Annotated in this window: 19 protein-coding genes; 4 read left to right on the forward strand and 15 right to left on the reverse strand. The window is 55.6% G+C overall.

What is annotated here, in order from left to right:
- The first annotated feature begins 232 nt into the window (after positions 1-232).
- From EGK14_RS06345 to EGK14_RS06355, 3 genes are all read left to right on the forward strand, one after another.
- On the forward strand, positions 233-1,885 hold the full coding sequence (locus tag EGK14_RS06345) for a glucan biosynthesis protein D (protein WP_125288238.1): 1,653 nt from the start codon (positions 233-235) through the stop codon (positions 1,883-1,885).
- A 442-nt stretch (positions 1,886-2,327) separates the two neighbouring features.
- Positions 2,328-2,627, forward strand: coding sequence for a hypothetical protein (locus tag EGK14_RS06350; protein ID WP_125288239.1), 300 nt, complete (start codon positions 2,328-2,330; stop codon positions 2,625-2,627).
- Entirely contained in the window at positions 2,624-2,989 is a 366-nt protein-coding gene (locus tag EGK14_RS06355; protein ID WP_125288240.1) for a hypothetical protein, read from the forward strand. Before EGK14_RS06350 ends, EGK14_RS06355 begins: the two co-directional genes overlap by 4 nt.
- 106 nt (positions 2,990-3,095) lie before the next feature.
- Here EGK14_RS06355 and EGK14_RS06360 read toward each other — a convergent pair whose 3' ends face one another.
- Positions 3,096-3,560 (reverse strand): GNAT family N-acetyltransferase, encoded by a 465-nt coding sequence (locus tag EGK14_RS06360; protein ID WP_125288241.1) that lies wholly within the window; start codon positions 3,558-3,560, stop codon positions 3,096-3,098.
- Positions 3,561-3,644: 84 nt separating this feature from the next.
- On the opposite strand from EGK14_RS06360, the gene EGK14_RS06365 reads away from it, so the two are divergent.
- Complete coding sequence (locus tag EGK14_RS06365; protein WP_125288242.1) at positions 3,645-4,244, forward strand: pentapeptide repeat-containing protein; 600 nt, start codon at positions 3,645-3,647, stop codon at positions 4,242-4,244.
- Positions 4,245-4,318: 74 nt separating this feature from the next.
- Here the strand turns inward: EGK14_RS06365 and nuoN are convergent, their stop codons facing one another.
- The 14 genes from nuoN to lrhA all read right to left on the reverse strand — a co-directional run bounded on the left by nuoN (position 4,319) and on the right by lrhA (position 21,152).
- Positions 4,319-5,776: an NADH-quinone oxidoreductase subunit NuoN gene (nuoN, locus tag EGK14_RS06370; RefSeq protein WP_125288243.1), complete on the reverse strand. Its 1,458-nt coding sequence runs from the start codon at positions 5,774-5,776 to the stop codon at positions 4,319-4,321.
- Between the two features lie 6 nt (positions 5,777-5,782).
- Complete coding sequence (gene nuoM / locus EGK14_RS06375) at positions 5,783-7,303, reverse strand: NADH-quinone oxidoreductase subunit M (protein ID WP_125288244.1); 1,521 nt, start codon at positions 7,301-7,303, stop codon at positions 5,783-5,785.
- Positions 7,304-7,515: 212 nt separating this feature from the next.
- Entirely contained in the window at positions 7,516-9,354 is a 1,839-nt protein-coding gene (gene nuoL, locus EGK14_RS06380; RefSeq protein ID WP_125288245.1) for an NADH-quinone oxidoreductase subunit L, read from the reverse strand.
- Positions 9,351-9,653, reverse strand: coding sequence for an NADH-quinone oxidoreductase subunit NuoK (gene nuoK, locus EGK14_RS06385; RefSeq protein ID WP_125288246.1), 303 nt, complete (start codon positions 9,651-9,653; stop codon positions 9,351-9,353). The genes nuoL and nuoK overlap by 4 nt, the downstream gene beginning before the upstream one ends.
- Complete coding sequence (gene nuoJ / locus EGK14_RS06390; protein WP_125288247.1) at positions 9,650-10,195, reverse strand: NADH-quinone oxidoreductase subunit J; 546 nt, start codon at positions 10,193-10,195, stop codon at positions 9,650-9,652. The genes nuoK and nuoJ overlap by 4 nt, the downstream gene beginning before the upstream one ends.
- Positions 10,196-10,205: 10 nt before the next feature.
- Positions 10,206-10,748, reverse strand: a complete 543-nt coding sequence (nuoI, locus tag EGK14_RS06395) for an NADH-quinone oxidoreductase subunit NuoI (RefSeq protein WP_125288248.1) — start codon at positions 10,746-10,748, stop codon at positions 10,206-10,208.
- A gap of 12 nt (positions 10,749-10,760) precedes the next feature.
- Positions 10,761-11,738, reverse strand: coding sequence for an NADH-quinone oxidoreductase subunit NuoH (nuoH, locus tag EGK14_RS06400; protein ID WP_125288249.1), 978 nt, complete (start codon positions 11,736-11,738; stop codon positions 10,761-10,763).
- Complete coding sequence (gene nuoG / locus EGK14_RS06405) at positions 11,735-14,461, reverse strand: NADH-quinone oxidoreductase subunit NuoG (RefSeq protein WP_125288250.1); 2,727 nt, start codon at positions 14,459-14,461, stop codon at positions 11,735-11,737. The genes nuoH and nuoG overlap by 4 nt, the downstream gene beginning before the upstream one ends.
- Positions 14,462-14,669: 208 nt before the next feature.
- On the reverse strand, positions 14,670-16,010 hold the full coding sequence (gene nuoF, locus EGK14_RS06410) for an NADH-quinone oxidoreductase subunit NuoF (protein WP_199746390.1): 1,341 nt from the start codon (positions 16,008-16,010) through the stop codon (positions 14,670-14,672).
- A 2-nt stretch (positions 16,011-16,012) separates the two neighbouring features.
- The gene (gene nuoE, locus EGK14_RS06415; RefSeq protein ID WP_125288252.1) at positions 16,013-16,528 is read right to left on the reverse strand and encodes an NADH-quinone oxidoreductase subunit NuoE; all 516 of its coding nucleotides are present in this window, start codon (positions 16,526-16,528) and stop codon (positions 16,013-16,015) included.
- A 2-nt stretch (positions 16,529-16,530) separates the two neighbouring features.
- Positions 16,531-18,330, reverse strand: coding sequence for an NADH-quinone oxidoreductase subunit C/D (nuoC, locus tag EGK14_RS06420; RefSeq protein WP_125288253.1), 1,800 nt, complete (start codon positions 18,328-18,330; stop codon positions 16,531-16,533).
- 109 nt (positions 18,331-18,439) lie between these two features.
- Positions 18,440-19,114 (reverse strand): NADH-quinone oxidoreductase subunit B family protein, encoded by a 675-nt coding sequence (locus EGK14_RS06425; RefSeq protein WP_125288254.1) that lies wholly within the window; start codon positions 19,112-19,114, stop codon positions 18,440-18,442.
- 15 nt (positions 19,115-19,129) lie between these two features.
- Entirely contained in the window at positions 19,130-19,567 is a 438-nt protein-coding gene (locus EGK14_RS06430; RefSeq protein WP_125288255.1) for an NADH-quinone oxidoreductase subunit A, read from the reverse strand.
- Between the two features lie 658 nt (positions 19,568-20,225).
- The gene (gene lrhA / locus EGK14_RS06435; RefSeq protein ID WP_125288256.1) at positions 20,226-21,152 is read right to left on the reverse strand and encodes a transcriptional regulator LrhA; all 927 of its coding nucleotides are present in this window, start codon (positions 21,150-21,152) and stop codon (positions 20,226-20,228) included.
- Positions 21,153-21,996 lie beyond the last annotated feature (844 nt).

Consider the following 21,996-nt stretch of genomic DNA (forward strand, 5'->3'; position numbering starts at 1 on the left):
CACTTTTTGCCGCTTTGCTTGTTTATCCGCCCAGGAATAGGCTGATATTGATTCCCGTTAAACGCCTGCTTTTGTCAGATTTATCTGCTAAATTTTGCCTGACTGAATTTCTGACGCCACACGCTGTCGTAACTCCTTGTGACCCGCTCACAATTCAGCTAAAACAGGCTCTTATAGCCACAGATCTAGCGCAGTTTTTACAGTTCCGTTCAGCAAAGGATATGACTCTGGCATGAATCGAAGAATGTTTATGAAGGCGTCAATGGCTTTCGCTACGGTAAGCGGGATGTCCGGTTTATCGACGTTGTTTGCGCAGGCCGCCTGGGCCGACACCGATATCGCCGACGGCTCGGCAAAGCGTTTTGATTTTGACGTATTGCAAAAAATGGCCGCAACCCTGGCGCAGAAACCTTACGGCGGCGCGCCCGCCCCCCTGCCCGAAACGCTGGCCACGCTGACGCCGCAGGCCTACAACGAAATTCAGTACGATGCGAATCATTCGCTGTGGAACGGCAACGCCGATCGCGAGCTTGACGTGCAGTTTTTCCACGTCGGCATGGGGTTTAAACGCCGTTTACGCATGTTCTCCGTGGATGCCGATCGGCAGGCGCGTGAAATTCACTTCCGCCCTGAGCTGTTTAACTATAACGACGCCAAAGTCGATACCAAACAGCTGGAAGGCAAAACCGATTTAGGCTTCGCCGGTTTCCGCGCTTTTAAAAAGCCGGAGCTGGCCAGCCGTGATATCGTCTCCTTTCTGGGCGCCAGCTACTTCCGTGCGGTTGACGATACCTATCAGTATGGTCTTTCCGCACGCGGCGTTGCTATCAACACTTTCGGCAGCAAAGAAGAGTTTCCGGACTTTACCGCCTTCTGGTTTGAAACGCCAAAAGCCGATGACACCACCTTCACCGTCTATACCTTACTCGACGGCGAGAGCTGCACCGGCGCGTTTAAATTTATTATTCACTGCGAAGAGAAGCGCGTGGTAATGGAGGTGGAAAACCACCTTTATGCCCGTAAAGATATTGACCAGCTGGGCATTGCGCCGATGACCACCATGTTCAGCTGCGGCACTAACGAGCGCCGCATGTGCGACACTATCCATCCGCAGATCCACGATTCCGATCGCCTGGCGATGTGGACCGGCAGCGGCGAGTGGATTTGCCGCCCGCTGAATAATCCACAGCGGCTGACGTTTAACGCCTATCAGGACGAGAACCCGCGCGGCTTCGGCATGTTGCAGCTGGATCACGACTTTGAGAATTATCAGGATGTGATCGGCTGGTACAACAAGCGTCCGAGCCTGTGGGTGGAGCCGGTCGGCAAGTGGGGCAAAGGCGCAATTAACCTGATGGAGATCCCGACCACGGGCGAAACGCTGGATAATATCGTGTGCTTCTGGCGTCCTACAGAAAGCATCAAGGCCGGCAGCGCGCACAGCTTCAGCTACAAGCTTTACTGGAGCGGCCTGCCGCCGGTTCACAGCGATCTGTCGCGCGTGAAGGCAACCCGCACCGGTATGGGCGGCTTCCCTGAAGGCTGGGCGCCGGGCGAGCATTATCCGGACGTCTGGGCACGCCGTTTTGCGGTGGATTTTGTCGGCGGCGATCTGAAAGCGGCCGCGCCAAAAGGCATCGAACCGGTGATTACGGTCACCTCGGGCACCGTTAAACAGGTCGAGATCCTGTATGTCGAGCCGATTGACGGCTATCGCATTCTGTTTGACTGGTATCCGAACAGCGATTCCGTCGAGCCGGTTAACCTGCGTTTGTTCCTGCGCACCAAAGACCAGACGCTGACCGAAACCTGGCTCTATCAGTATTTCCCACCGGCGCCGGATAAGCGTAAATACGTTGATGACCGGCAGATGACGGCGGGCTAAACGTTAACAGGCGAGGAACTCCTCGCCTTTTTTATCCCTGTTCAATTCAGGCAAATGGCACAGGGGTACTCGCAAAAGCCGTCCGGCTAATTTCTGTTACCTACAAAGAAAGTCCTGTGCCGACATCAGGCTACGATGCCTGGCGCGAGAAGAACGGCGCTGCCTGCTGTAGAAAAAACCGGACAGCACTATCCCATCGGGTAGCGCAAGCCAACCTGACGCCCCTGCCTCACGCCCGGTTGAGCTGAGCAATCCTAAGCCAGCCACTCCGTATCGAAGTTGCTGGCCTCTGTCATCAATCCGATCGTCAATATCCGTAATGAAAAATTGTATATACAAAAAATCCTTTAATCTTAGTATTAAAATAAGAAAACCACTTGAAATGGTTATAAAGTGGGACTACCTTGTATATACAAAAATCAGGGAAGAAGGATGAAACATCATGGAGCTGATGATTTCTCAGAAAATCAGGCTGAAACTGTCTGAAAAAAAGCCTCCCGTAACGGAAGATGAAATAATCCAGTGCTTTTCCAACAGGGACGGGCATTTTCTTGAAGATAACAGAGAGGATCATCAGTCAGATCCTCCGACGCGTTGGTTTATTGCTGAAACGGATTATGGAATAAAACTCAAAGTGGTTTTTATCTTTTATCCGGGTAGAGGGGTAGCTATCAGGACGGCCTACGCCCCTAACGATGACGAAATACGCATCTACAACAAATATGGATACGAAAAACTATGAGTAACAACGTTAACAAGCCAGACCAAAACGCCTCTCTCATCGCCTCAACGGATGCCGCATGGGAAGAAGGCGTGCTTGGGCGTAGCGAAGCGCATGTTAAAATTTCCAGCGAGGCAAGCGCTGCGGCGTTTGAAAAAGAGATTAATGAGGCGCTTGAGCTACAGCCCATCTCAATACGTCTTAACAAGTCGCTGATTGAAGATCTCAAAATGATTGCAGAGCTTGCGGGGCTGGGCTATCAGCCGCTGATCAGGCAGGTGCTGACAAGATTTACCGACTGCGAGAAAAAAAGAATTTTACGCCAGGTTCACTCTGAAGAGATGAAAAAACAGTCCGGCAAGAAAGCAAAAAAAGTGGCGTGACCCGCCCGGATAGCCCTGCTAACGCAGGGCTTGCCACCGCTGGCAAATGTCAGCAGCCGACGTGCCGTTAAGAAGCCATTGTTAAGGCGTCTTTCCGCTCTCTTACTTATTTGTGTATCCGCGTCCTTTCCATATCCACGTGCGGGATGCCGTCTTCCGGATAGACCTCGCCCGTCGGCTTAAAGCCAAACCGTCCGTAAAAATCCTGCAGATGCGCCTGAGCGGATAAAAAGATCCCGTGCTGCGGCCAGTATCGCTCGCAGCAGGCTATGGCCTGCTCCATCAGCCGGTTACCCAGCTTCTGGCCTCGCGCCTCGCCAGAGACGATCACCCGCCCAATTTTCACCGGATCCTCGTGGTTTTTTGGCGCAAGCAGGCGCGCATAGGCCAGCAGCTGGCTATTCGCCATGCCCAGCAAATGACGGTTTCCCCCTGTCAGATCCGCGCCGTCCACGTCCTGATAAGGACAGTTCTGCTCAACGATAAACACCGCATTGCGTAACGCCAGGATCTGGTACAGCTGAGTTGCATTCAGCTCGCTATGATGTAGATTCTGCCAGCGGATCTCCATTTTCTTTCTCCCGAGGTGCGTCAATTTTGTTACTGTCGGTTGAGGGACAGCGCCATCCCCTTCCGCACAGGATTAAGGCTTTATATGAAAAAGATAGTTGATAATAAAGAGTATTTCGATGTTTCCTTCGACAGGCAGACGCTGTCAGATGCCTGTTTTGAAGGCGTCATTTTTGAAGGATGCGACTTCAGCCACTGCAACTTTACCGCCGCCAGGTTTATCCGCTGCAAATTTATTAACTGCCGCTTCGACCAGTGTAATCTCAGCGTGATGGAGATTCCCGACTCGCGTTTTAACGAGGTCAGCTTTACCGAATGCAAACTCAGCGGCACAGACTGGACGCGCGCTTACTGGCCCGCTTTTAATCTGGATCACGAGCTGCGTTTTACGCAATGCCTGTTGTCCAACGCCTCCTTTTTCGGCCTGACGCTGCAAGAAGTGAAAATGATGGAGTGCCAACTGCATGACGTGGATTTCAGAGAGTGCGATCTGAGCAAAGCCGAAATACTGAACTGCGATCTGGCCGGAAGCTTGTTTAACAGAACCAATCTTCAGGCGGCGGATTTGACCGACTCGCGCGATTTCTCCATCAATGTACTGAACAATTCGGTGGCAGGCGCAACGTTTTCCCGTCTGGAAGCATTAAGCCTGCTGGAAAGCCTGGGCGTCAACCTGGTGGACTGAAGCCTGCCCGGTTGCGCATAAAAAAAATCCCGGCCTGTCAGTCAGGAGCCGGGATTTTTTCACAGCCTGCTGAGTTACATCAGCGGCTGCGCCATCTGCACCAGCGAGATCAGCGGCTGCGGATAGATACCCAGCACCAGCACCAGAATCGCCGAGATCAGCACAACCACGCCGCCTGCGGTAAAGGCCCAGTTGGCTGGCGTATCGCGCTGCAACAGCTCCGGCGGATTAAGATACAGGCTGACGGTCACGCGCAGATAGTAGTAAAGACCGATCGCGCTGCCTGCCACTACCGCACCAGTCAGCCACCACAGCTGCGCACCTACGCCTACGGCAATGACGTAAAATTTACCGATAAAGCCCAGCGTCATGGGGATACCTGCCAGCGACAGCATCATTACCGTCATCACCGCCGACAGGATCGGACGATGCCAGAACAGGCCGCGATAGGAATACAGCGAGTCCGCGTCCGGGCCGCGATACGGGCTGGACATCAGGCTGACCACGCCGAAAGCGCCCAGGCTGCTGAACAGATAACCGGCCAGGTAAACGCCCACCGTTTCCAGCGACAGCTGGTGCGTCTGAATAGCAATCAGCGCCACCAGCAGATAGCCCAGGTGGGCAATGGAAGAGTAGCCCAGCAGACGTTTGATATTGCTCTGCGAGATCGCCATCAGATTGCCGAACAGAATCGAGGCAAACGCGATAATCGCCAGCACCAGACGTACCGCTTCGCTGTCGGCGGCCGGCGCGTACAGGAACAGACGCATCACCACGCCGAAGATGGCGATTTTGCTGGCGGTCGCCAGGAAAGTCGATACCGGCGCAGGCGCGCCCTGGTAAACATCCGGCGTCCACAGGTGGAAAGGCACCAGCGACAGCTTAAAGCCCAGCCCCACAATCATCATGCCCAGACCGGCCAGCAGCAGCGGCTGTTGCAGCATTCCGTCGTTCAGGCTGCGGCCCAGCGCAACAAAGCCCAGGTTGCCGGAGTTGGCATAAAGCAGCGCCATACCGAACAGCAGAAAGGAGGAAGCCACGGCGGACATAATGGTGTATTTGATGCTGGCTTCCAGCGAGCGCTTCAGCTGGAAGGCATAGCCCACCAGGCCGAACAGCGGCAGGGAAATCAGCTCAATACCGATAAACAGCGAAGCCAGGTGATTAGCGCTTGCCAGCACCACGCCGCCCAGTGCCGCAATCAGCACCAGCAGGTAGAACTCTTCCTGATTATCCGGGTAGTTGGTTAGCCACGGATAGGCGAAAGTGCAGGTTGCCAGGCTGGCTAAAATAACCAGGCCGGTATAGAGCATTGAATAGCCATCGACGCGCAGCAGCGGCGTTACGTCCATCGCGCCCGCGTGTCCCACGAACCAGAGTGAGAACAGCGCCAGGTTCAGCCCTACTACCGCCAGCGTGGCATTGACGAAGTGGTTGCGCCGCCACGCAATGGAGAGCATCACGACTACCACCGTCAATCCGACGATCAGCATGGGCAGCAGCGCGATCAAATGTTGAGGAGTTATTGTCATGGCGAATTACGGCCTTGTAGTTGAAATTGAAGCGGTAAACCACTGCTGAATATTGCTCATTGCAGCATGTGAGGTGTCCAGAATCGGCTGTGGGTAAACGCCCAGCAGCAGCAGCAGCACCACCAGCACCATAATCATCAGGAACTCGCGCGGCGACATGCCCCGCAGCGGCGTTTCTGACTTCGGTGCGCCGTAATAGGCCCGCTGCATCATAATCAGCGAGTATACGGAAGCGAACACCAGTCCGAAGGTAGCAATGACGATGATCGTCGGCACCGACTGGAAGCTGCCGGTCAGGATCATAAATTCGCCAACGAAATTACCCGTGCCCGGCATTCCCAGATTCGCTACGGCAAAGAACAGCGACAGGCCCGGCAGCCATTTGATGCGCGCCCATAGCCCGCCCATTTGACGCATATCGCGAGTATGCAGACGCTCATAAAGCTGGCCGCAGAGAATAAACAGCGCGGCGGCGGAAAGACCGTGCGCAATCATCTGTACTACCGCGCCCTGGAAAGCGAGCTGGCTGCCGGTATAGATAGCAATCAGCACAAAGCCCATGTGCGAAATAGAGGTGTAGGCGATCAGGCGTTTGATGTCGTACTGCGAGAAAGCCATCCAGGCACCGTAGAAAATCCCGATAATCCCCAGCCACATCGCAATCGGCGCGAACTCAGCGGACGCGTTCGGAAACAGCGGCAGCGCAAAGCGCAGCAGACCGTAAGCCGCCGTTTTCAGCAGGATGCCCGCCAGATCAACGGAACCCGCCGTCGGGGCCTGACTGTGCGCGTCCGGCAGCCAGCCGTGCAGCGGCACCACCGGCATTTTCACCGCAAAGGCGATAAAGAAGCCCAGCATCAGCAGATACTCAACGGTGTTGCTCATTGGCGTTTTCAGCAGATCTTCGTAGTTAAAGGTCCAGACGCCCGTGGCGTTGTAGTTAACGAAGACCAGCGCCAGAATCGAAATCAGCATCACCAGGCCGCTGGCCTGAGTGTAGATAAAGAACTTGGTGGCCGCAGTGATACGCGTTTTCCCGTCCGACGCCTTGTGTCCCCACAGCGCGATCAGGAAGTACATCGGCACCAGCATCATTTCCCAGAAGAAGAAGAACAGGAACAGGTCGATAGCCAGGAACACGCCGATAACGCCGCCCAGGATCCACAGCAGGTTCAGGTGGAAAAAGCCCTGCCATTTCTCAATTTCGTTCCAGGAGCAGAGGATAGCCATCACGCCCAGCAGACCGGTAAGCACCACCATCAGCAGCGACAGGCCGTCCAGCGCCAGGTGCACGTTGATACCGAAACGCGGTATCCAGGAAACCAGAAACTCGGATTGCCACTGCGGCAGCCCGGCGGCCTGGGTCAGCGAATAGCCGCCCTGTAGCCAGAGCTGTAGCGAGAGCGCCAGCGTCAGCCCCATCGAGATCAGCGCTATCCAACGCGGCACCTTGCTCCCGAAGCGTTCAAACTGCCAGCAAAGCAGGCCGCCGATGAACGGGATGAGTATAAGCCAGGGTAATAACATGGCGATTTGATTCCCTTTTCTGAACCTGCATGGGCTATCTTACTGGCCATTTTTGCCCCCGGCAGTGCTCGCAGTCCTCACATACTAAAGTATGCTGCGGTTGCTAAGCGGCTCGTGACAAAACTGACTGCGCCGATAACGCCCAACATTCAGGTAATTTTTAACATCTTTTAATTCTGGGTGAGTGTTTACCCCACCCCGCTCACAAACTTTTAAACCACCATCAACAGCGCGAGCACCACGACCGCGCCGACGCTCATCGAAGCGACGTACCAGCGCAGATAGCCGTTTTCGCTGACCACCAGCCCTTTGTTCGCCAGGCGGGAGAACAGTGCCGGAATGTTCATCAGCGCATTCAGCGGATCGCGTGACAGCGCCCAGGCGACGAACAGATAAGGCTTGACGAAAATCTTGTCGTAAAGCCAGTCGAAGCCCCAGGCGGCGAACCACCAGGTAGTAAAGAAACGGCCAACCGCACTGCCGGCGATGCTGTTAACCAGCGAGCGTTTGCCCAGCCACAGAAAGGCCGCCAGCAGGATGCCGATAATCGCCACTACGCCAGAAGTGATTTCCAGCGTCAGCACGCTGCCGTGCGCCAGCTCTGTGGTTTCCGGCAGCACGCCGCGCAGCGGAGGAACAATCAGCGCGCCAATAAAGGTGGAGAGGATCAGCAGCACAATCAGCGGCAGATGGTGCGTAATGCCTTTGCCTGCGTGCGCGTGAATTTTCTCTTCGCCGTGGAAGGTAATAAAAATCATGCGGAAGGTGTAGAGCGAGGTCATAAAGGCCCCAACCAGACCGGCCACCATCAGATTAATATGACCGTTCGCCAACGCCCCCGCCAGGATTTCATCCTTACTGAAGAAGCCAGCGGTGATCAGCGGCAGCGCCGACAGCGCCGCGCCGCCTACCAGGAAGCAGGCATAGACCAGCGGAATGCTTTTGCGCAGGCCGCCCATTTTGAAAATGTTCTGCTCGTGGTGGCAGGCCAGGATCACCGAACCGGACGAGAGGAACAGCAGCGCTTTAAAAAACGCATGGGTCATCAGATGGAAAATTGCCGCGTCCCACGCCTGTACGCCAAGCGCCAGAAACATGTAGCCAATCTGGCTCATGGTGGAGTAGGCAAGCACGCGTTTGATGTCGGTTTGCACCAGCGCGGCGAATCCCGCCAGCACCAGCGTAATCGCTCCAACGATCCCCACCAGATGCAGCACTTCCGGCGTCATCAGGAACAGACCGTGGCTGCGGGCAATCAGATAAACGCCCGCCGTTACCATGGTCGCGGCGTGGATCAGCGCAGAGACCGGCGTCGGGCCGGCCATCGCATCCGCCAGCCAGGTTTGCAGCGGCAGCTGGGCCGATTTACCTACCGCGCCGCCAAGCAGCATCAGCGTCGCCCATTGCAGCATGTGGTTATCCGCCGCAAAGTGCGCAGGCGCCAGCTCGACCATCTCGCGGAAGTTCAGCGTGCCCAGCTCGTTGTAGAGGATAAACAGCGCAAACGCCAGGAAGACGTCGCCGATGCGCGTGATGATAAAGGCTTTCATCGCCGCCGCGCCGTTGTTCGGGTTGGTGTAGTAGAAACCGATCAGCAGGTAAGAGCAAAGCCCCACGCCTTCCCAGCCCAGATACATCAGCATCAGGTTATCGGCCAGCACCAGTACTACCATGCTGGCGATAAACAGGTTGGTATAGGCGAAAAAGCGCGAGTAGCCCTCTTCGCCGCGCATATACCAGGAGGCAAACATATGGATAAAGAAGCCAACGCCCGTGACCACCGACAGCATGGTCAGCGACAGGCCGTCCAGCGTCAGGTTGACTTTGATATCAAAGTTGCCGACGTGCATCCAGGTCCACAGCGCCTGATTAAACACCGCCTGACCCTGCGCAAAGAAATCCAGTCCGGCATAGAGCGTGACCAGCGCGGCCAGCCCTACGGAGCCCATCCCTACCGTAGCGGCCAGGTTTTCTGACCAGCGGCCACGCGAAAACGCCAGCAGCACGAAACCGATCAGCGGGAACAAAATAGTTAAATAGAGAAGATTCATCCGCGCATCTCGCTCACTTTATCAATATTGAGGTTCTGGCTGCGACGATGCAGCTGCAGCAGCAGCGCCAGGCCAATACTTGCCTCGGCGGCGGCGAGGCTGATCGCCAGGATATACATCACCTGACCGTCCGCCTGTCCCCAATAGCTGCCCGCGACTACAAACGCCAGCGCCGCCGCATTGATCATGATCTCAAGGCCGATCAGCATAAACAGCAGGTTGCGGCGGATCACCACACCGGTCAGGCCAAGCACAAACAGGATGGCCGCCAGGATAAGCCCGTGTTGCAAAGGGATCATGCGTTTTCCTCCTTCTTCACCGCATCAGGGCGATTGCTTAACACCTCGCCCGGACGCTGTTCGCGACCGATATGGTAAGCCACCACCAGACCGGCCAGCAGCAGCATGGAAGCCAGCTCCACCGCCAGAACGTAAGGGCCGAACAGGCTGATGCCGACCGCTTTGGCATCGATCATCGTGCCGTCAATGCCCTGGTCATTAATAGTCAGGATGGCGTAAACCATCACCACCAGCAGCAGCAGCGACAGCAGACCGGGGCCGAACCAGACGCCCGGCTTCAGCCACTCGCGCTCCTGCGCCTGCACGCTGTCGCCCAGGTTAAGCATCATCACCACAAACACGAACAGCACCATGATAGCGCCCGCATAAACGATAATTTCCAACGCCCCGGCGAAATAAGCGCCCAGCGAGAAAAACACGCCCGCCACCGAAAGCAGTGAAATAATCAGATACAACAGCGCGTGGACCGGATTGGTGTGGGTGATAACGCGCAACGTCGTCAGCACGGCCACCAGTCCGCAAAGATAAAACGCAAATTCCATACCTGGCTCCTTAAGGTAACAAACCCTTGACGTCGATGGGTTTGGCTTCGCTTTCCGCTTCACCTTTGTCTTTGCCTTCGATCGCCATGCCCGCCATCCGGTAGAAGTTATATTCCGGATATTTGCCCGGCCCGGAGATCAGCAGGTTCTCTTTTTCATAAACCAGATCCTGACGCTTAAACTCGCCCAGCTCAAAATCGGGGGTAAGCTGGATCGCGGTGGTCGGACAGGCTTCTTCACACAGGCCGCAGAAAATGCAGCGCGAGAAGTTGATGCGGAAAAACTCCGGATACCAACGACCGTCCAGCGTTTCTGCCTTTTGCAGTGAAATACAGCCTACCGGACAGGCTACCGCGCACAGGTTACAGGCCACGCAGCGCTCCTGGCCGTCGGGATCGCGAGTCAGTACGATGCGGCCACGGTAGCGAGGCGGCAAATAGACCGGCTCCTCCGGGTACATCTGCGTTTCACGCCTGGCAAAAGCATTCGATCCGATCAGGACGATACTGCGTACCGTGGTGCCGAACCCTACCAGAATATCTTTTATTTTCATGGTAATAACCTCTTACTGCGCGTTGTACAGAATCACTGCGGCAGTCGCCAGCAGGTTCAACAGCGTCAACGGCAGACATACTTTCCAGCCGAACGACATCACCTGGTCGTAGCGCGGACGCGGCAGCGCAGCACGGATCAGAATAAACATCATCATGAAGAAAGCCGTTTTAATCGCGAACCAGAAAACGGGTGGCAGCCACGGACCGTTCCAGCCGCCGAAGAACAGCGTCACAATCAGGGAAGAGACGGTTACGATACCGACGTATTCGCCAACAAAGAACAGGCCGAACTTCATGCCGGCGTATTCGATGTGGTAACCGTCGGCCAGCTCCTGCTCTGCTTCCGGCTGGTCAAAAGGATGACGGTGACAGACCGCAACGCCCGCAATGGCGAAGGTCAGGAAGCCAAAGAACTGCGGAATGATATTCCACAGATGCTGCTGGCTGTTGACGATATCCACCATATTAAAGGAACCGGCCTGCGCCACCACGCCCATCAGCGACAGGCCAAGGAACACTTCGTAGCTCAGCGTCTGCGCCGAGGCGCGCATCGCGCCCAGCAGCGAGTATTTATTATTACTCGACCAGCCCGCAAACAGCACCGCGTACACGGCCAGACCGGCCATCATCAGGAAAAACAGCAGACCGATGTTCAGATCCGCACCCATCCAGGTCGAGGTGACCGGCACAATGGCCATCGCCAGCAGCAGCGAGGTGAACGCGATCATCGGTGCCAGCGTGAAAATCACGCGATCGGTAAAGGGTGGCGTCCAGTCCTCTTTAAAGAACATTTTGATCATGTCCGCCACCAGCTGGAGCGAACCGCCCCAGCCGACGCGGTTTGGCCCGTAGCGGTTCTGGAACAGGCCCAGCAGGCGACGTTCGCCGAAGCTCATAAAGGCACCGCAGCCTACCACCACAAACAGGATCACCAGCGCTTTGCCGACGGCAATCAGTACATCTATAACTTCCGGTGTCAGCCAGCTCATTGTGTTGCCTCCTGCAGATCCTCAATACTTGCCCCCAGCAGGAACGGCGGTACGCCCGGCAAGCCCAACGGTAAACCCACCTGCCCTGCCTGCAAGGCGGTCGAGAAGCGAACCGGCAGGCTCAGCGTTTCGCCCGCGCAGCGGAAGGCGACCGTAGCGCCTGCGTTGACGCCCAGTTTCGCCGCGTCTTGCGGGTTCACCATCACGTAAGGCAACGGCATACGCTGCTGGAACACCGGTGAACGCTGGGTCATCTCTTCACTGCCGAACAGGTGGAAGTAAGGCGCGACGCGCCAGCCGTTCTCTTTGCCCGCAAAGGCTTCCGGCACGGCGGTGAACCACTCCAGCTGGCCAACGCCTGCTTCAAACAGGCGCACGCCCGGATCGCCGAAGCGCAGCTTGCCGCCCACTTCGTCCTGGAACTTGTTCCACGCCTGCGGAGAGTTCCAGCCCGGCGCCCAGGCAAACGGGATCTGCGAACGAGGCGCGCCCGGCTGGTTGTTCCCTTCCATAGAGAAGGCGAACATGGTGTCTTTATCCTGCGGCTGACGCGGTTCGTGCACGCTGATATTGGCGCGAGCCGCGGTACGACCGCTGGCGCGGATCGGCGATCGGGCCAGTTTCTGACCGCGAATACGGAAGCTGGCGTCCGGCGCGGCGGCCTTGATCCCGGCCAGCTGCGGCAGCGCCGCCACGCAGGCGTCGATCACGTGATCGAGCTGCGTCCAGTCCACTTCGCGGCTGCTGATGGTGCTGGCTAGCGAGTGCAGCCAGCGCCAGCTTTCCAGCATCTGAATTTTGTCATCGTAGTAGGACGGATCGTAAACCTGGAAGAAGCGCTGCGCGCGGCCTTCCTGGTTGACCACGGTGCCGTCGCTTTCCGCAAAGCTGGCGGTGGAAAGGATCAGACCCGCTTTCTCTGTGGTCGCCGTACGTTGATGATCGATAACGATCACGTTCGGCGTGTTGGTCAACGCCGCATCGACACGGGCTTTTGGCGCATGGCGATAGAGGTCGTTTTCCATAATGATAACGGCATCGGCAGAACCACTTGAAAGCTCGTCGAGCGCGGCATCCAGCGGCTTGCCGCCGATCATGCCAAGGCCCACGCTATTGGCTGCGCCGGATAGCAAAGTGATACCCACATCCGCGCCGCGTCCTTTCAGCGCTCTGGCAACGTTAGCCGCCGCCTGGATCATCGCCTCGCTGCCCGCGTGCACGCCGGAAATAATCAGCGGTTTCTTCGCACCGGCCAGCGCCTGCACCACCACGTCGATCTTGCCGCTCAGTTCACGATCGAGACCGTCTACCGCCGGCGCCGTTTCATCCAGCGCGTTGGCGATAGCGAAGCCCAGACGCGCCTGATCTTCCACCGGCGCACGATAGCTCCAGGCGGCAATGTCGTCCAGACGGGTTTCGTCCACGTTGGTGACAAACAGCGGATGTTTGGCGTGTTGACCGATGTTCATAATCGCCGCAATCTGCCAGTCGGCCACTTTCTGCGCCGCCGCCATTTCGCGCGCTTTGCCCTTAACGGCCTGGCGCACGGAGAGCGCGATGCGTGCGCCCACCTGGGTCAGATCTTCACCCAGCACCAGCACGGCATCGTAGCTTTCGATTTCGCGCAGCGCCGGCGTATGGATGCCGCCTTCGCGCAGCACTTTCAGCATCAGTTCCAGACGTGCCTGCTCGCCAGCCGGAATACCGGTGGAGAAGTTCTCGGCGCCGACCAGCTCACGCAGCGCGAAGTTGCTTTCAACGCTGGCGCGTGGCGAACCGATCCCAATCACTTTTTTCGCCTGGCGCAGCACGTCCGCCGCGCCCTGCATCGCCTGCTCGGCATTGAGCGCGATCCAGTCGTCGCCGCGACGCTGCATCGGCTGGCGCGGACGATCTTTCAGGTTAACGTAGCCGTAGCCAAAGCGGCCCCGGTCGCACAGGAAGTACTGGTTTACGGTGCCGTTATAGCGGTTCTCAATACGGCGCAGTTCGCCGTAGCGCTCGCCGGGGCTGGTGTTGCAGCCAACGCTGCACTGCTGGCAGATGCTTGGCGCGTACTGCATATCCCATTTACGGTTATAACGCTCGGAATGCGTTTTATCGGTAAATACGCCTGTAGGGCAGATTTCCACCAGGTTGCCGGAGAACTCGCTCTCCAGCACGCCGTCTTCCGGACGACCGAAGTAGACGTTGTCGTGCGCGCCATACACGCCCAGGTCTTTGCCATCCGCGTAATCTTTGTAGTAGCGCACGCAGCGATAGCAGGCGATACAACGGTTCATTTCGTGCGAGATGAACGGGCCGAGATCCTGATTGCGATGGGTACGTTTGGTAAAGCGATAGCGGCGGAAGCTGTGGCCGGTCATCACCGTCATATCCTGAAGATGGCAGTTACCGCCCTCTTCACAAACCGGACAGTCGTGCGGGTGGTTGGTCATCAGCCACTCCACCACGCTTTCCCGAAACTCTTTCGCTTCGCCGTCATCAATGGAAATAAAGGTGCCGTCGGAGGCTGGCGTCATACAGGACATCACCAGGCGACCACGGGTGTCTTCGGCATTCTGAAATTGCTTGACCGCGCACTGGCGGCAGGCGCCGACGCTACCGAGCGCCGGATGCCAGCAAAAATAAGGAATATCAAGGCCGAGCGAGAGGCAAGCCTGGAGCAGGTTGTCCGCGCCGTCGACGTCGTATTCTTTACCGTCTACATGAATTGTAGCCATAATGAAATTGCTCAAGTAAGGCTCGAAACCGAGCGTTAAACACAATTCTTTAAATAACCGTCTTACTTGACGTTGTAGCGGTGTTAGCGGCGTTCTCTTACCCCGGTTACTTACTGAAGTAAGCTCCCGGGGATGCGTTCTCTTGCTGCCTGGCTACAACGCCAATTAATTTGGTTATTTCGCGCATTTCTTTATTTGCACGGTATTTTTACCAGCGCGCCTTCAGCAGATTCGCCTGGATACCGGCGATCGCGTGCGCGTTGCTGTAAACCTGTGGCGCCATGCCGGCCTCAAACTCTTCACGGAAATATTTGATGGCGCTCTGCAGCGGCTCTACCGCGCCCGGCGCGTGCGCACAGAAAGTTTTGCCCGGCCCAAGCTGGCGGCAAAGCTGCAGCAGGGTTTCGATATCGCCCGGCTGTCCTTCCTTTCGCTCCAGCGCGCGCAGGATTTTTACGCTCCACGGCAGGCCGTCGCGGCACGGCGTACACCAGCCGCACGACTCGCGCGCAAAAAACTCTTCCAGGTTGCGCACCAGCGATACCATATTGATTTCGTGGTCGACCGCCATTGCCAGCGCGGTGCCCAGACGGCTGCCCGCCTTGCCGATGCTGGCGAACTCCATCGGCAGATCCAGATGCGATTCGGTCAGGAAGTCGGTTCCCGCGCCGCCCGGCTGCCAGGCTTTAAACTTCAGGCCGTCGCGCATGCCGCCCGCGTAGTCTTCCAGGATTTCACGCGCCGTGGTGCCGAAAGGCAGCTCCCAGACGCCTGGGTTTTTCACCCGGCCGGAAAAGCCCATCATTTTGGTACCGGTATCGTCGCTCTTCGAGATGTTCTTATACCAGTCGACGCCGTTGGCGAGGATTGCCGGCACGTTGGACAGCGTTTCCACGTTATTGACGCAGGTTGGTTTACCCCAGACGCCTGCCGAAGCAGGGAAAGGCGGCTTGGAGCGCGGGTTAGCGCGACGGCCTTCCAGCGAGTTGATCAGCGCGGTTTCTTCACCACAGATATAACGACCCGCGCCGGTATGCACAATCAGCTCGAAATCAAAGCCGGTGCCCAGAATATTTTTGCCGAGATAGCCCGCTTCGGTCGCTTCCGCAATGGCGCGACGCAGGTTGACGGCCGCTTCAATATATTCGCCGCGCAGGAAGATATAGCCGCGATACGCTTTCAGCGCGAAGGCACCGATCAGCATCCCTTCCACCAGCTGGTGCGGCATTTGCTCCATCAGCAGTCGGTCTTTATAGGTGCCCGGCTCCATCTCATCGGCGTTACATAGCAGGTAACGAATATTCATGGACTCGTCTTTCGGCATCAGGCTCCACTTCAGTCCCGTGGAGAAGCCTGCGCCGCCGCGCCCTTTCAGGCCGGAATCTTTTACCAGCGCTACGATTTCATCAGGCGCCATGCCCTTCAGCGCTTTTTCCGCGCCGGCATAGCCGTTTTTGCTGCGGTATTCGTCGAGGAATACCGCCTGTTTGTCTTCGCGCATACGCCAGGTCAGCGGGTGCGTCTCGGCAGTACGAACAATCTCTTTAATAGTCATTGATACTGCTCCAGTAACGTGACGACGTTTTCCGGGGTGAGATGCACATGCGTGTCCTCATCCACCATCATCGTCGGGCCTTTGTCGCAGTTGCCAAGGCAGCAGGTCGGCAGTAGCGTAAAGCGACCGTCCGGCGTGGTCTGACCCGGCTTGATGTTCAGGTTTGCTTCCAGCGCTGCCTGAATACCCTGATAGCCGGTGATATGGCACACCACGCTGTCGCAGTAGCGGATCACATGGCGGCCAACCGGCTGGCGGAAGATCTGGCTGTAAAACGTGGCCACGCCCTCTACGTCGCTGGCCGGAATGCCCAGCACATCGGCAATGGCCTGAATAGCGCCATCCGGCACCCAGCCACGCTGTTTCTGCACGATTTTCAGCGCTTCAATCGACGCCGCCCGCGCATCTTCGTAATGGTGCTTTTCCTGTTCTATCGCATCATGCTCTGTCGCACTCAGGACGAAAGCATCTGAAGGCTCGATCGTTTCGATCGCAATTCTTTGATCGTGCATAATTAGCGGTCCACGTCTGACATAACAAAATCAATACTGCCGAGGTAAACGATCAGATCGGATACCAGGCTGCCGTTGATGACGGAAGGGATCTGCTGCAGATGCGGGAAGCTTGGCGTGCGCACGCGGGTGCGGTAGCTCATGGTGCTGCCGTCGCTGGTCAGATAGTAGCTGTTGATCCCTTTGGTAGCTTCAATCATCTGGAAAGACTCGTTGGCCGGCATCACCGGGCCCCACGAAACCTGCAGGAAGTGGGTGATCAGCGTTTCAATATGCTGCAGCGTGCGCTCTTTCGGCGGCGGCGTGGTCAGCGGATGATCGGCTTTAAACGGCCCTTCCGGCATGTTTTTCAGGCACTGTTCCAGGATGCGCATACTCTGACGCATCTCTTCCATTTTCAGCATGACGCGGGTGTAGGCGCAGCTGATGCCGTCACCAATTGGCACTTCAAAATCAAAGTTTTCGTAGCCGGAATAAGGACGCCATTTGCGCACGTCGAAATCCAGGCCGGTTGCGCGCAGGCCCGCGCCCGTGGTGCCCCATGCCAGCGCCTCTTCCATGTTGTAGGCGGAGACGCCTTTGGCGCGGCCAATCAGCACGGAGTTTTTCAGCGCCGTCTGTTCGTAGGCCTTCAGGCGTTTTGGCATCCAGTCAAGGAATTCGCGCAGCAGGCGATCCCAGCCCTTCGGCAGATCGTGCGCCACGCCGCCAATGCGGAACCATGCCGGATGCATACGGAAGCCGGTAATCGCCTCCACCACGTCATAAATTTTCTGGCGGTCGGTAAAGGCAAAGAACACCGGTGACATCGCCCCGACGTCCTGAATAAAAGTAGAAATGTAGAGAAGGTGGCTGTTGATACGGAACAGCTCGGAAAGCATCACGCGGATCACGTCAACGCGCTCAGGCACTTTAATGCCCGCCAGCTTTTCTACCGCCAGCACGTAAGGCATCTCGTTTACGCAGCCGCCAAGATATTCAATGCGGTCGGTGTAGGGGATATAGCTGTGCCAGGACTGGCGCTCGCCCATCTTCTCTGCGCCGCGATGGTGGTAACCGATATCCGGCACGCAGTCGACGATCTCTTCGCCGTCCAGCTGCAAAATAATGCGGAAAGCACCGTGCGCGGAAGGATGGTTAGGGCCGAGATTGAGGAACATAAAGTCCTCATTGGCGGTGCCGCGCTTCATGCCCCACTCTTCCGGTTTGAAGGTCATCGCCTCCATTTCCAGATCTTCTTTCTGCCTGGTCAGCTCAAAGGGATCGAACTCGGTGGCGCGCGCCGGGTAATCCTTACGCAGCGGATGGCCTTCCCAGGTTTGCGGCATCATGATGCGCGTCAGATGCGGGTGGCCGTCAAACGTAATGCCGAACATTTCCCAGGTTTCGCGCTCGTACCAGTTAGCGTTGGCAAAAATTTTGGTGATGGTAGGCAGGTGCAGATCGTTTTCGGACAGCGCCACCTTAAGCATAATGTCGCGATTACGCTCAATGGACAGCAGGTGATAGAAAACGGAAAAATCCGCCGCTGGCAGTCCGTCACGATGCGTGCGCAGACGTTCGTCCATACCGTGCAGATCGTACAGCATGACGTAAGGCTTCGGCAGCTTGCGCAGAAACGCTACAATTTCCAGTAACTGTTCGCGTCTTACCCAGACCACCGGAATGCCGGTGCGGGTTGGCTGAACGGTAAAGGCATCTGGCCCAAAACGGTTACGCAACTCGCCGATCACCGGGTCATCCAGGTGATCCCGGGTTTGCCATTCTGGCTGAGCGAGATTTTGCGTGGTTAAATCTGTCATAGGTCGTTCACCATGTGGGCCTGTCGACAGGCACTCAGTATTGGCGTCAGAACAGGCCGCCCGCGTATTATTTTTTTCTGCGTGCTGTTTGGGCCTTGTTCATTAACTCTTAAATTTCGTCCGGGGTGCGCAAGTTGGTGACCGCAATGCGTTCGCCCTGCTTCCTTTCACGTTCGGACTGCATGTTGGCTCGATAAACGCCCTGATCGCCGACCACCCAGGAGAGCGGACGACGCTCTTTGCCGATCGATTCCTGTAGCAGCAGCAGAGCCTGCATATAGGCTTCGGGACGAGGCGGACAGCCGGGAATATAAACGTCAACCGGCAGGAATTTGTCTACGCCCTGCACCACGGAATAGATATCGTACATGCCGCCCGAGTTAGCACAGGCGCCCATCGAAATCACCCACTTGGGTTCCAGCATCTGATCGTAAAGACGCTGAATAACCGGTGCCATTTTGGTGAAAGGCGTACCGGCTACTACCATGAAGTCGGCCTGACGAGGCGAGGCGCGGATAACTTCGGAACCAAACCGCGCCACGTCGTGCACGGAGGTAAAAGAAGTTGTCATCTCTACGTAACAACAGGAAAGACCGAAGTTAAACGGCCACAGAGAGTTTTTACGTCCCCAGTTCACCATATCGTGCAGAGCGTGTTCGAGCTTGCCCATATAAACGCTTTGATGAACGTGCTTTTCCAGCGGGTCGGTGACGATCTCCTGCTTCTGCAGCGGGTAGCGATCGTTATCGCCGTTCGGGTCTGCGCGGGTTAGCGTATAATCCATTGTTATGCCTCGCTTTTACTGCGTGTGACGATGGGAATGCGAAACGGTAGTAGTTTTGGCTACCACACGGCGAGGTGCGGGAGCCCAGTCCAGCGCGCGGATCCGCACCAGATAAACCAGTCCGGCAAGCAGTACCAAAATAAAGATGGTGGCTTCGATAAAGCCGATCCAGCCGCTTTCACGGATGGCGGTCGACCATGCATACAGATAGAGCGCTTCCACGTCGAATATGACGAAGAACATCGCGACCAGGTAAAACTTGGCGGACATGCGCATCTTGGCGGTGCCGACAGGCGCGGCTCCGGACTCAAAAGGGGTATTTGTGTATCTTCCGCGTGCTTTTCCGCCCAGAAACCACGCTCCGGCTAACATTGCACAGCACAGACCTATGGAGACGATCAGAAATACGGCAAACGCCCAATGATGAGCGACGACTTCAGTGGTTGTTGACATACACTCTGCTTAACTCAATAAGGGCGTCAGGGGGCTGCTCTCATGCACGGCAGTTGGCTGAAGCCTCGATTCACGGGAAAAATAAAAAACCAGATAAACTATGCTGTCTTTATTGATTAAGCAGCAATTTTATGGGGTTTTTTACTCCTTTATATAACCTTCTGTCAACTTTCATAAAAGTATCCGCAGGTTATTTTACACAAGTAGCATTTATTTAACATTTGATGCGCAAAGATTGCGCTAAATCGTGTCAGTGACCGATCCTGCACTAAAGTGTAGCGGGTATTTCCTTGCACGGATCGCGGTTTTAACACTGGCTATTCTGGCAGGAATTGCCTGCATTTCCTTCCCCTTACAAGGGTTATTTTTTTGATCCAGCACACGGTTTCGGTCTTTATGAGAAAAAAATAGCCAGGCAGAAGTGAGCAAAATCAATTCAATTTGATATTTAATTTTTTCTCTATGTCGGATAAGGTCAGCAAACGGCGTTGGCGCTTTTTAAAACACCAGAATAAAAAACGGCGGGGGAAAAGCATGGGAGACAGGAAATTAACGCATAAAAAAAGCCCCTCAAAACAATAGCTGTTTCGAAAGGCTTTTTTAGACAATTCTTCTAACTTTTTTTCACACTAATCAGAAAGTTAGATAAATCAGATTATCACTCATCTTCATCTGCAAAAGCGGAGCGATCCTGACCCGTAGCGGTCAGATTGTAGGGATCGTTGCTCGACTCCATGGCGTTGAAAATAGCCAGCGCCAGCTCGTTGTCGCTTTCCGGATTGCGGCACAGCAGGTATTCCGTGTCCGGCAGCATCGGCAATCCTTCTGCCGCGCCCATCACGCGCAGTTCCGGACTCATCATCTCTACCGGACGAGCGGTCACGCCCAGACCCGCTTTAACGGCGGCGCGGACGGCAGCCAGCGTAGAGGCCACATAAGAGATGCGCCACGGAATACCCGCTTCGTTAAGGTGATCGATAGCCATATCACGATAAGGGCTTGGCTCGTCCAGCAGCACCAGAGGAATAGCTTCTCCGCGCTGGAACACGTAGTCGGCCGCACAGTACCAGAGCGTTGGCGAAGTACGCAGTACCTGCCAGGTGAAGTTCATCGGGCTGGACGTTGTTACCACCAGGTCTACTTCTCCCTGGTTCAGCATTTCCATCATAAATGGATTACGCTTGACGCGAACGTCAATAGCCAGCTTCGGATAAACCGAGGTCACACGGTTAAGCAGGAAAGGCAGGATGGTGTCTGACGTATCGTCAGAAGCGCCGATAGTCAGCACGCCCTGGATATTACTGTACATCAGCGAGGTGCAGGCTTCATCGTTAAAGCGCAGGATTTTTCTGGCGTACCCCAGCAGCTGAATACCGTGCTCGGTCAGCAGTTTATTACGCCCATGGCGGGCGAACAGCTCTTTCCCTACCAGCTGCTCCAGACGCTGCATCTGCTGGCTGACGGCAGACTGCGTACGACAGACTGCCGCGGCGGCCGCGGCAAAAGTATTCAGATCGGCGACGGCCACAAAAGTTCTGAGCAGATCGAGATCGAGATTAAGAATTGGACGATTTGCACTGGTCATGTTTTCTTCACTTTTATAAGATTTTTAAGATACTACTATCCTGGTGTTATTATCTACTTTATCAATAAGATAGAGAGACAACCGTAGGCAATGCGACCCGTTGGCTCGTCATTGCCTTAATCGCAAACGCGTTATCCCAGCGGCCCAATATGCCCGGCTGATGCCGTCGCAAGGCCGCTGACAGATTTATACGTTTGGTACTTCAGGCTGGCGTCAGGTTACCTGCCGCCACACCCTGTTAACGTCCAGCCGCCCGCTGGATTAGCCCGGCGCTGTTAGTGTAAGACAACCATAAAAAATCAAAGAGCCAGAACACTGTAGTGACAGTGGAATAATAATAAACAAAGCTTAACATTATTGGCGATAAAACGCGCTAATTACCGTTCCGGAAACAGGCTCGTCATACGTCCTTTTTCCTGAAGCATATCCTGACATACTGTCGATTACTTTTTAAGCCCAAATCCGATTATTCTTATCAGTAAAATAATTTTTTATGGTGAATCGCACCTTCTGCTCGCTTCGCACCATAAAAATTTATCAATTAGTAACAATATATCAGCAACGACGGCTCTCCTCTGAAGGTGCCGCCGCTTCTTGCCATTGTCGCCTGTTGCGGCGGTAGTGAGTAACCCCTGACCAGCCAGTTAAGAATAACTGAATAGTTACCCACCGTGTCAATACATCTTATTTTACCTAATCGTTACAAAAACAGCCTTTTTGCTTGCAAAAAAACGGGCTTTTTTACAGGCTGCGGCATTCGATGCAGGTGTAAGTTTTATTAAACCTTCTCCAGGAAAAAGCTTCGAACCTGAACGAGCTTTCCTGCTGTGCCGTTCAGACAACG

Source organism: Erwinia sp. 198 (assembly GCF_003937915.1).
Taxonomy (GTDB): domain Bacteria; phylum Pseudomonadota; class Gammaproteobacteria; order Enterobacterales; family Enterobacteriaceae; genus Erwinia; species Erwinia aeris.

Excerpts from the sequence above, each read along its gene's own strand:
- EGK14_RS06345 (WP_125288238.1), top strand. The coding sequence starts at position 233 with ATGAATCGAAGAATGTTTATGAAGGCGTCAATGGCTTTCGCTACGGTA.
- EGK14_RS06350 (WP_125288239.1), top strand. The coding sequence starts at position 2,328 with ATGGAGCTGATGATTTCTCAGAAAATCAGGCTGAAACTGTCTGAAAAA.
- EGK14_RS06355 (WP_125288240.1), top strand. The coding sequence starts at position 2,624 with ATGAGTAACAACGTTAACAAGCCAGACCAAAACGCCTCTCTCATCGCC.
- EGK14_RS06360 (WP_125288241.1), bottom strand. The coding sequence starts at position 3,560 with ATGGAGATCCGCTGGCAGAATCTACATCATAGCGAGCTGAATGCAACT.
- EGK14_RS06365 (WP_125288242.1), top strand. The coding sequence starts at position 3,645 with ATGAAAAAGATAGTTGATAATAAAGAGTATTTCGATGTTTCCTTCGAC.
- nuoN (WP_125288243.1), bottom strand. The coding sequence starts at position 5,776 with ATGACAATAACTCCTCAACATTTGATCGCGCTGCTGCCCATGCTGATC.
- nuoM (WP_125288244.1), bottom strand. The coding sequence starts at position 7,303 with ATGTTATTACCCTGGCTTATACTCATCCCGTTCATCGGCGGCCTGCTT.
- nuoL (WP_125288245.1), bottom strand. The coding sequence starts at position 9,354 with ATGAATCTTCTCTATTTAACTATTTTGTTCCCGCTGATCGGTTTCGTG.
- nuoK (WP_125288246.1), bottom strand. The coding sequence starts at position 9,653 with ATGATCCCTTTGCAACACGGGCTTATCCTGGCGGCCATCCTGTTTGTG.
- nuoJ (WP_125288247.1), bottom strand. The coding sequence starts at position 10,195 with ATGGAATTTGCGTTTTATCTTTGCGGACTGGTGGCCGTGCTGACGACG.
- nuoI (WP_125288248.1), bottom strand. The coding sequence starts at position 10,748 with ATGAAAATAAAAGATATTCTGGTAGGGTTCGGCACCACGGTACGCAGT.
- nuoH (WP_125288249.1), bottom strand. The coding sequence starts at position 11,738 with ATGAGCTGGCTGACACCGGAAGTTATAGATGTACTGATTGCCGTCGGC.
- nuoG (WP_125288250.1), bottom strand. The coding sequence starts at position 14,461 with ATGGCTACAATTCATGTAGACGGTAAAGAATACGACGTCGACGGCGCG.
- nuoE (WP_125288252.1), bottom strand. The coding sequence starts at position 16,528 with ATGCACGATCAAAGAATTGCGATCGAAACGATCGAGCCTTCAGATGCT.
- nuoC (WP_125288253.1), bottom strand. The coding sequence starts at position 18,330 with ATGACAGATTTAACCACGCAAAATCTCGCTCAGCCAGAATGGCAAACC.
- EGK14_RS06425 (WP_125288254.1), bottom strand. The coding sequence starts at position 19,114 with ATGGATTATACGCTAACCCGCGCAGACCCGAACGGCGATAACGATCGC.
- EGK14_RS06430 (WP_125288255.1), bottom strand. The coding sequence starts at position 19,567 with ATGTCAACAACCACTGAAGTCGTCGCTCATCATTGGGCGTTTGCCGTA.
- lrhA (WP_125288256.1), bottom strand. The coding sequence starts at position 21,152 with ATGACCAGTGCAAATCGTCCAATTCTTAATCTCGATCTCGATCTGCTC.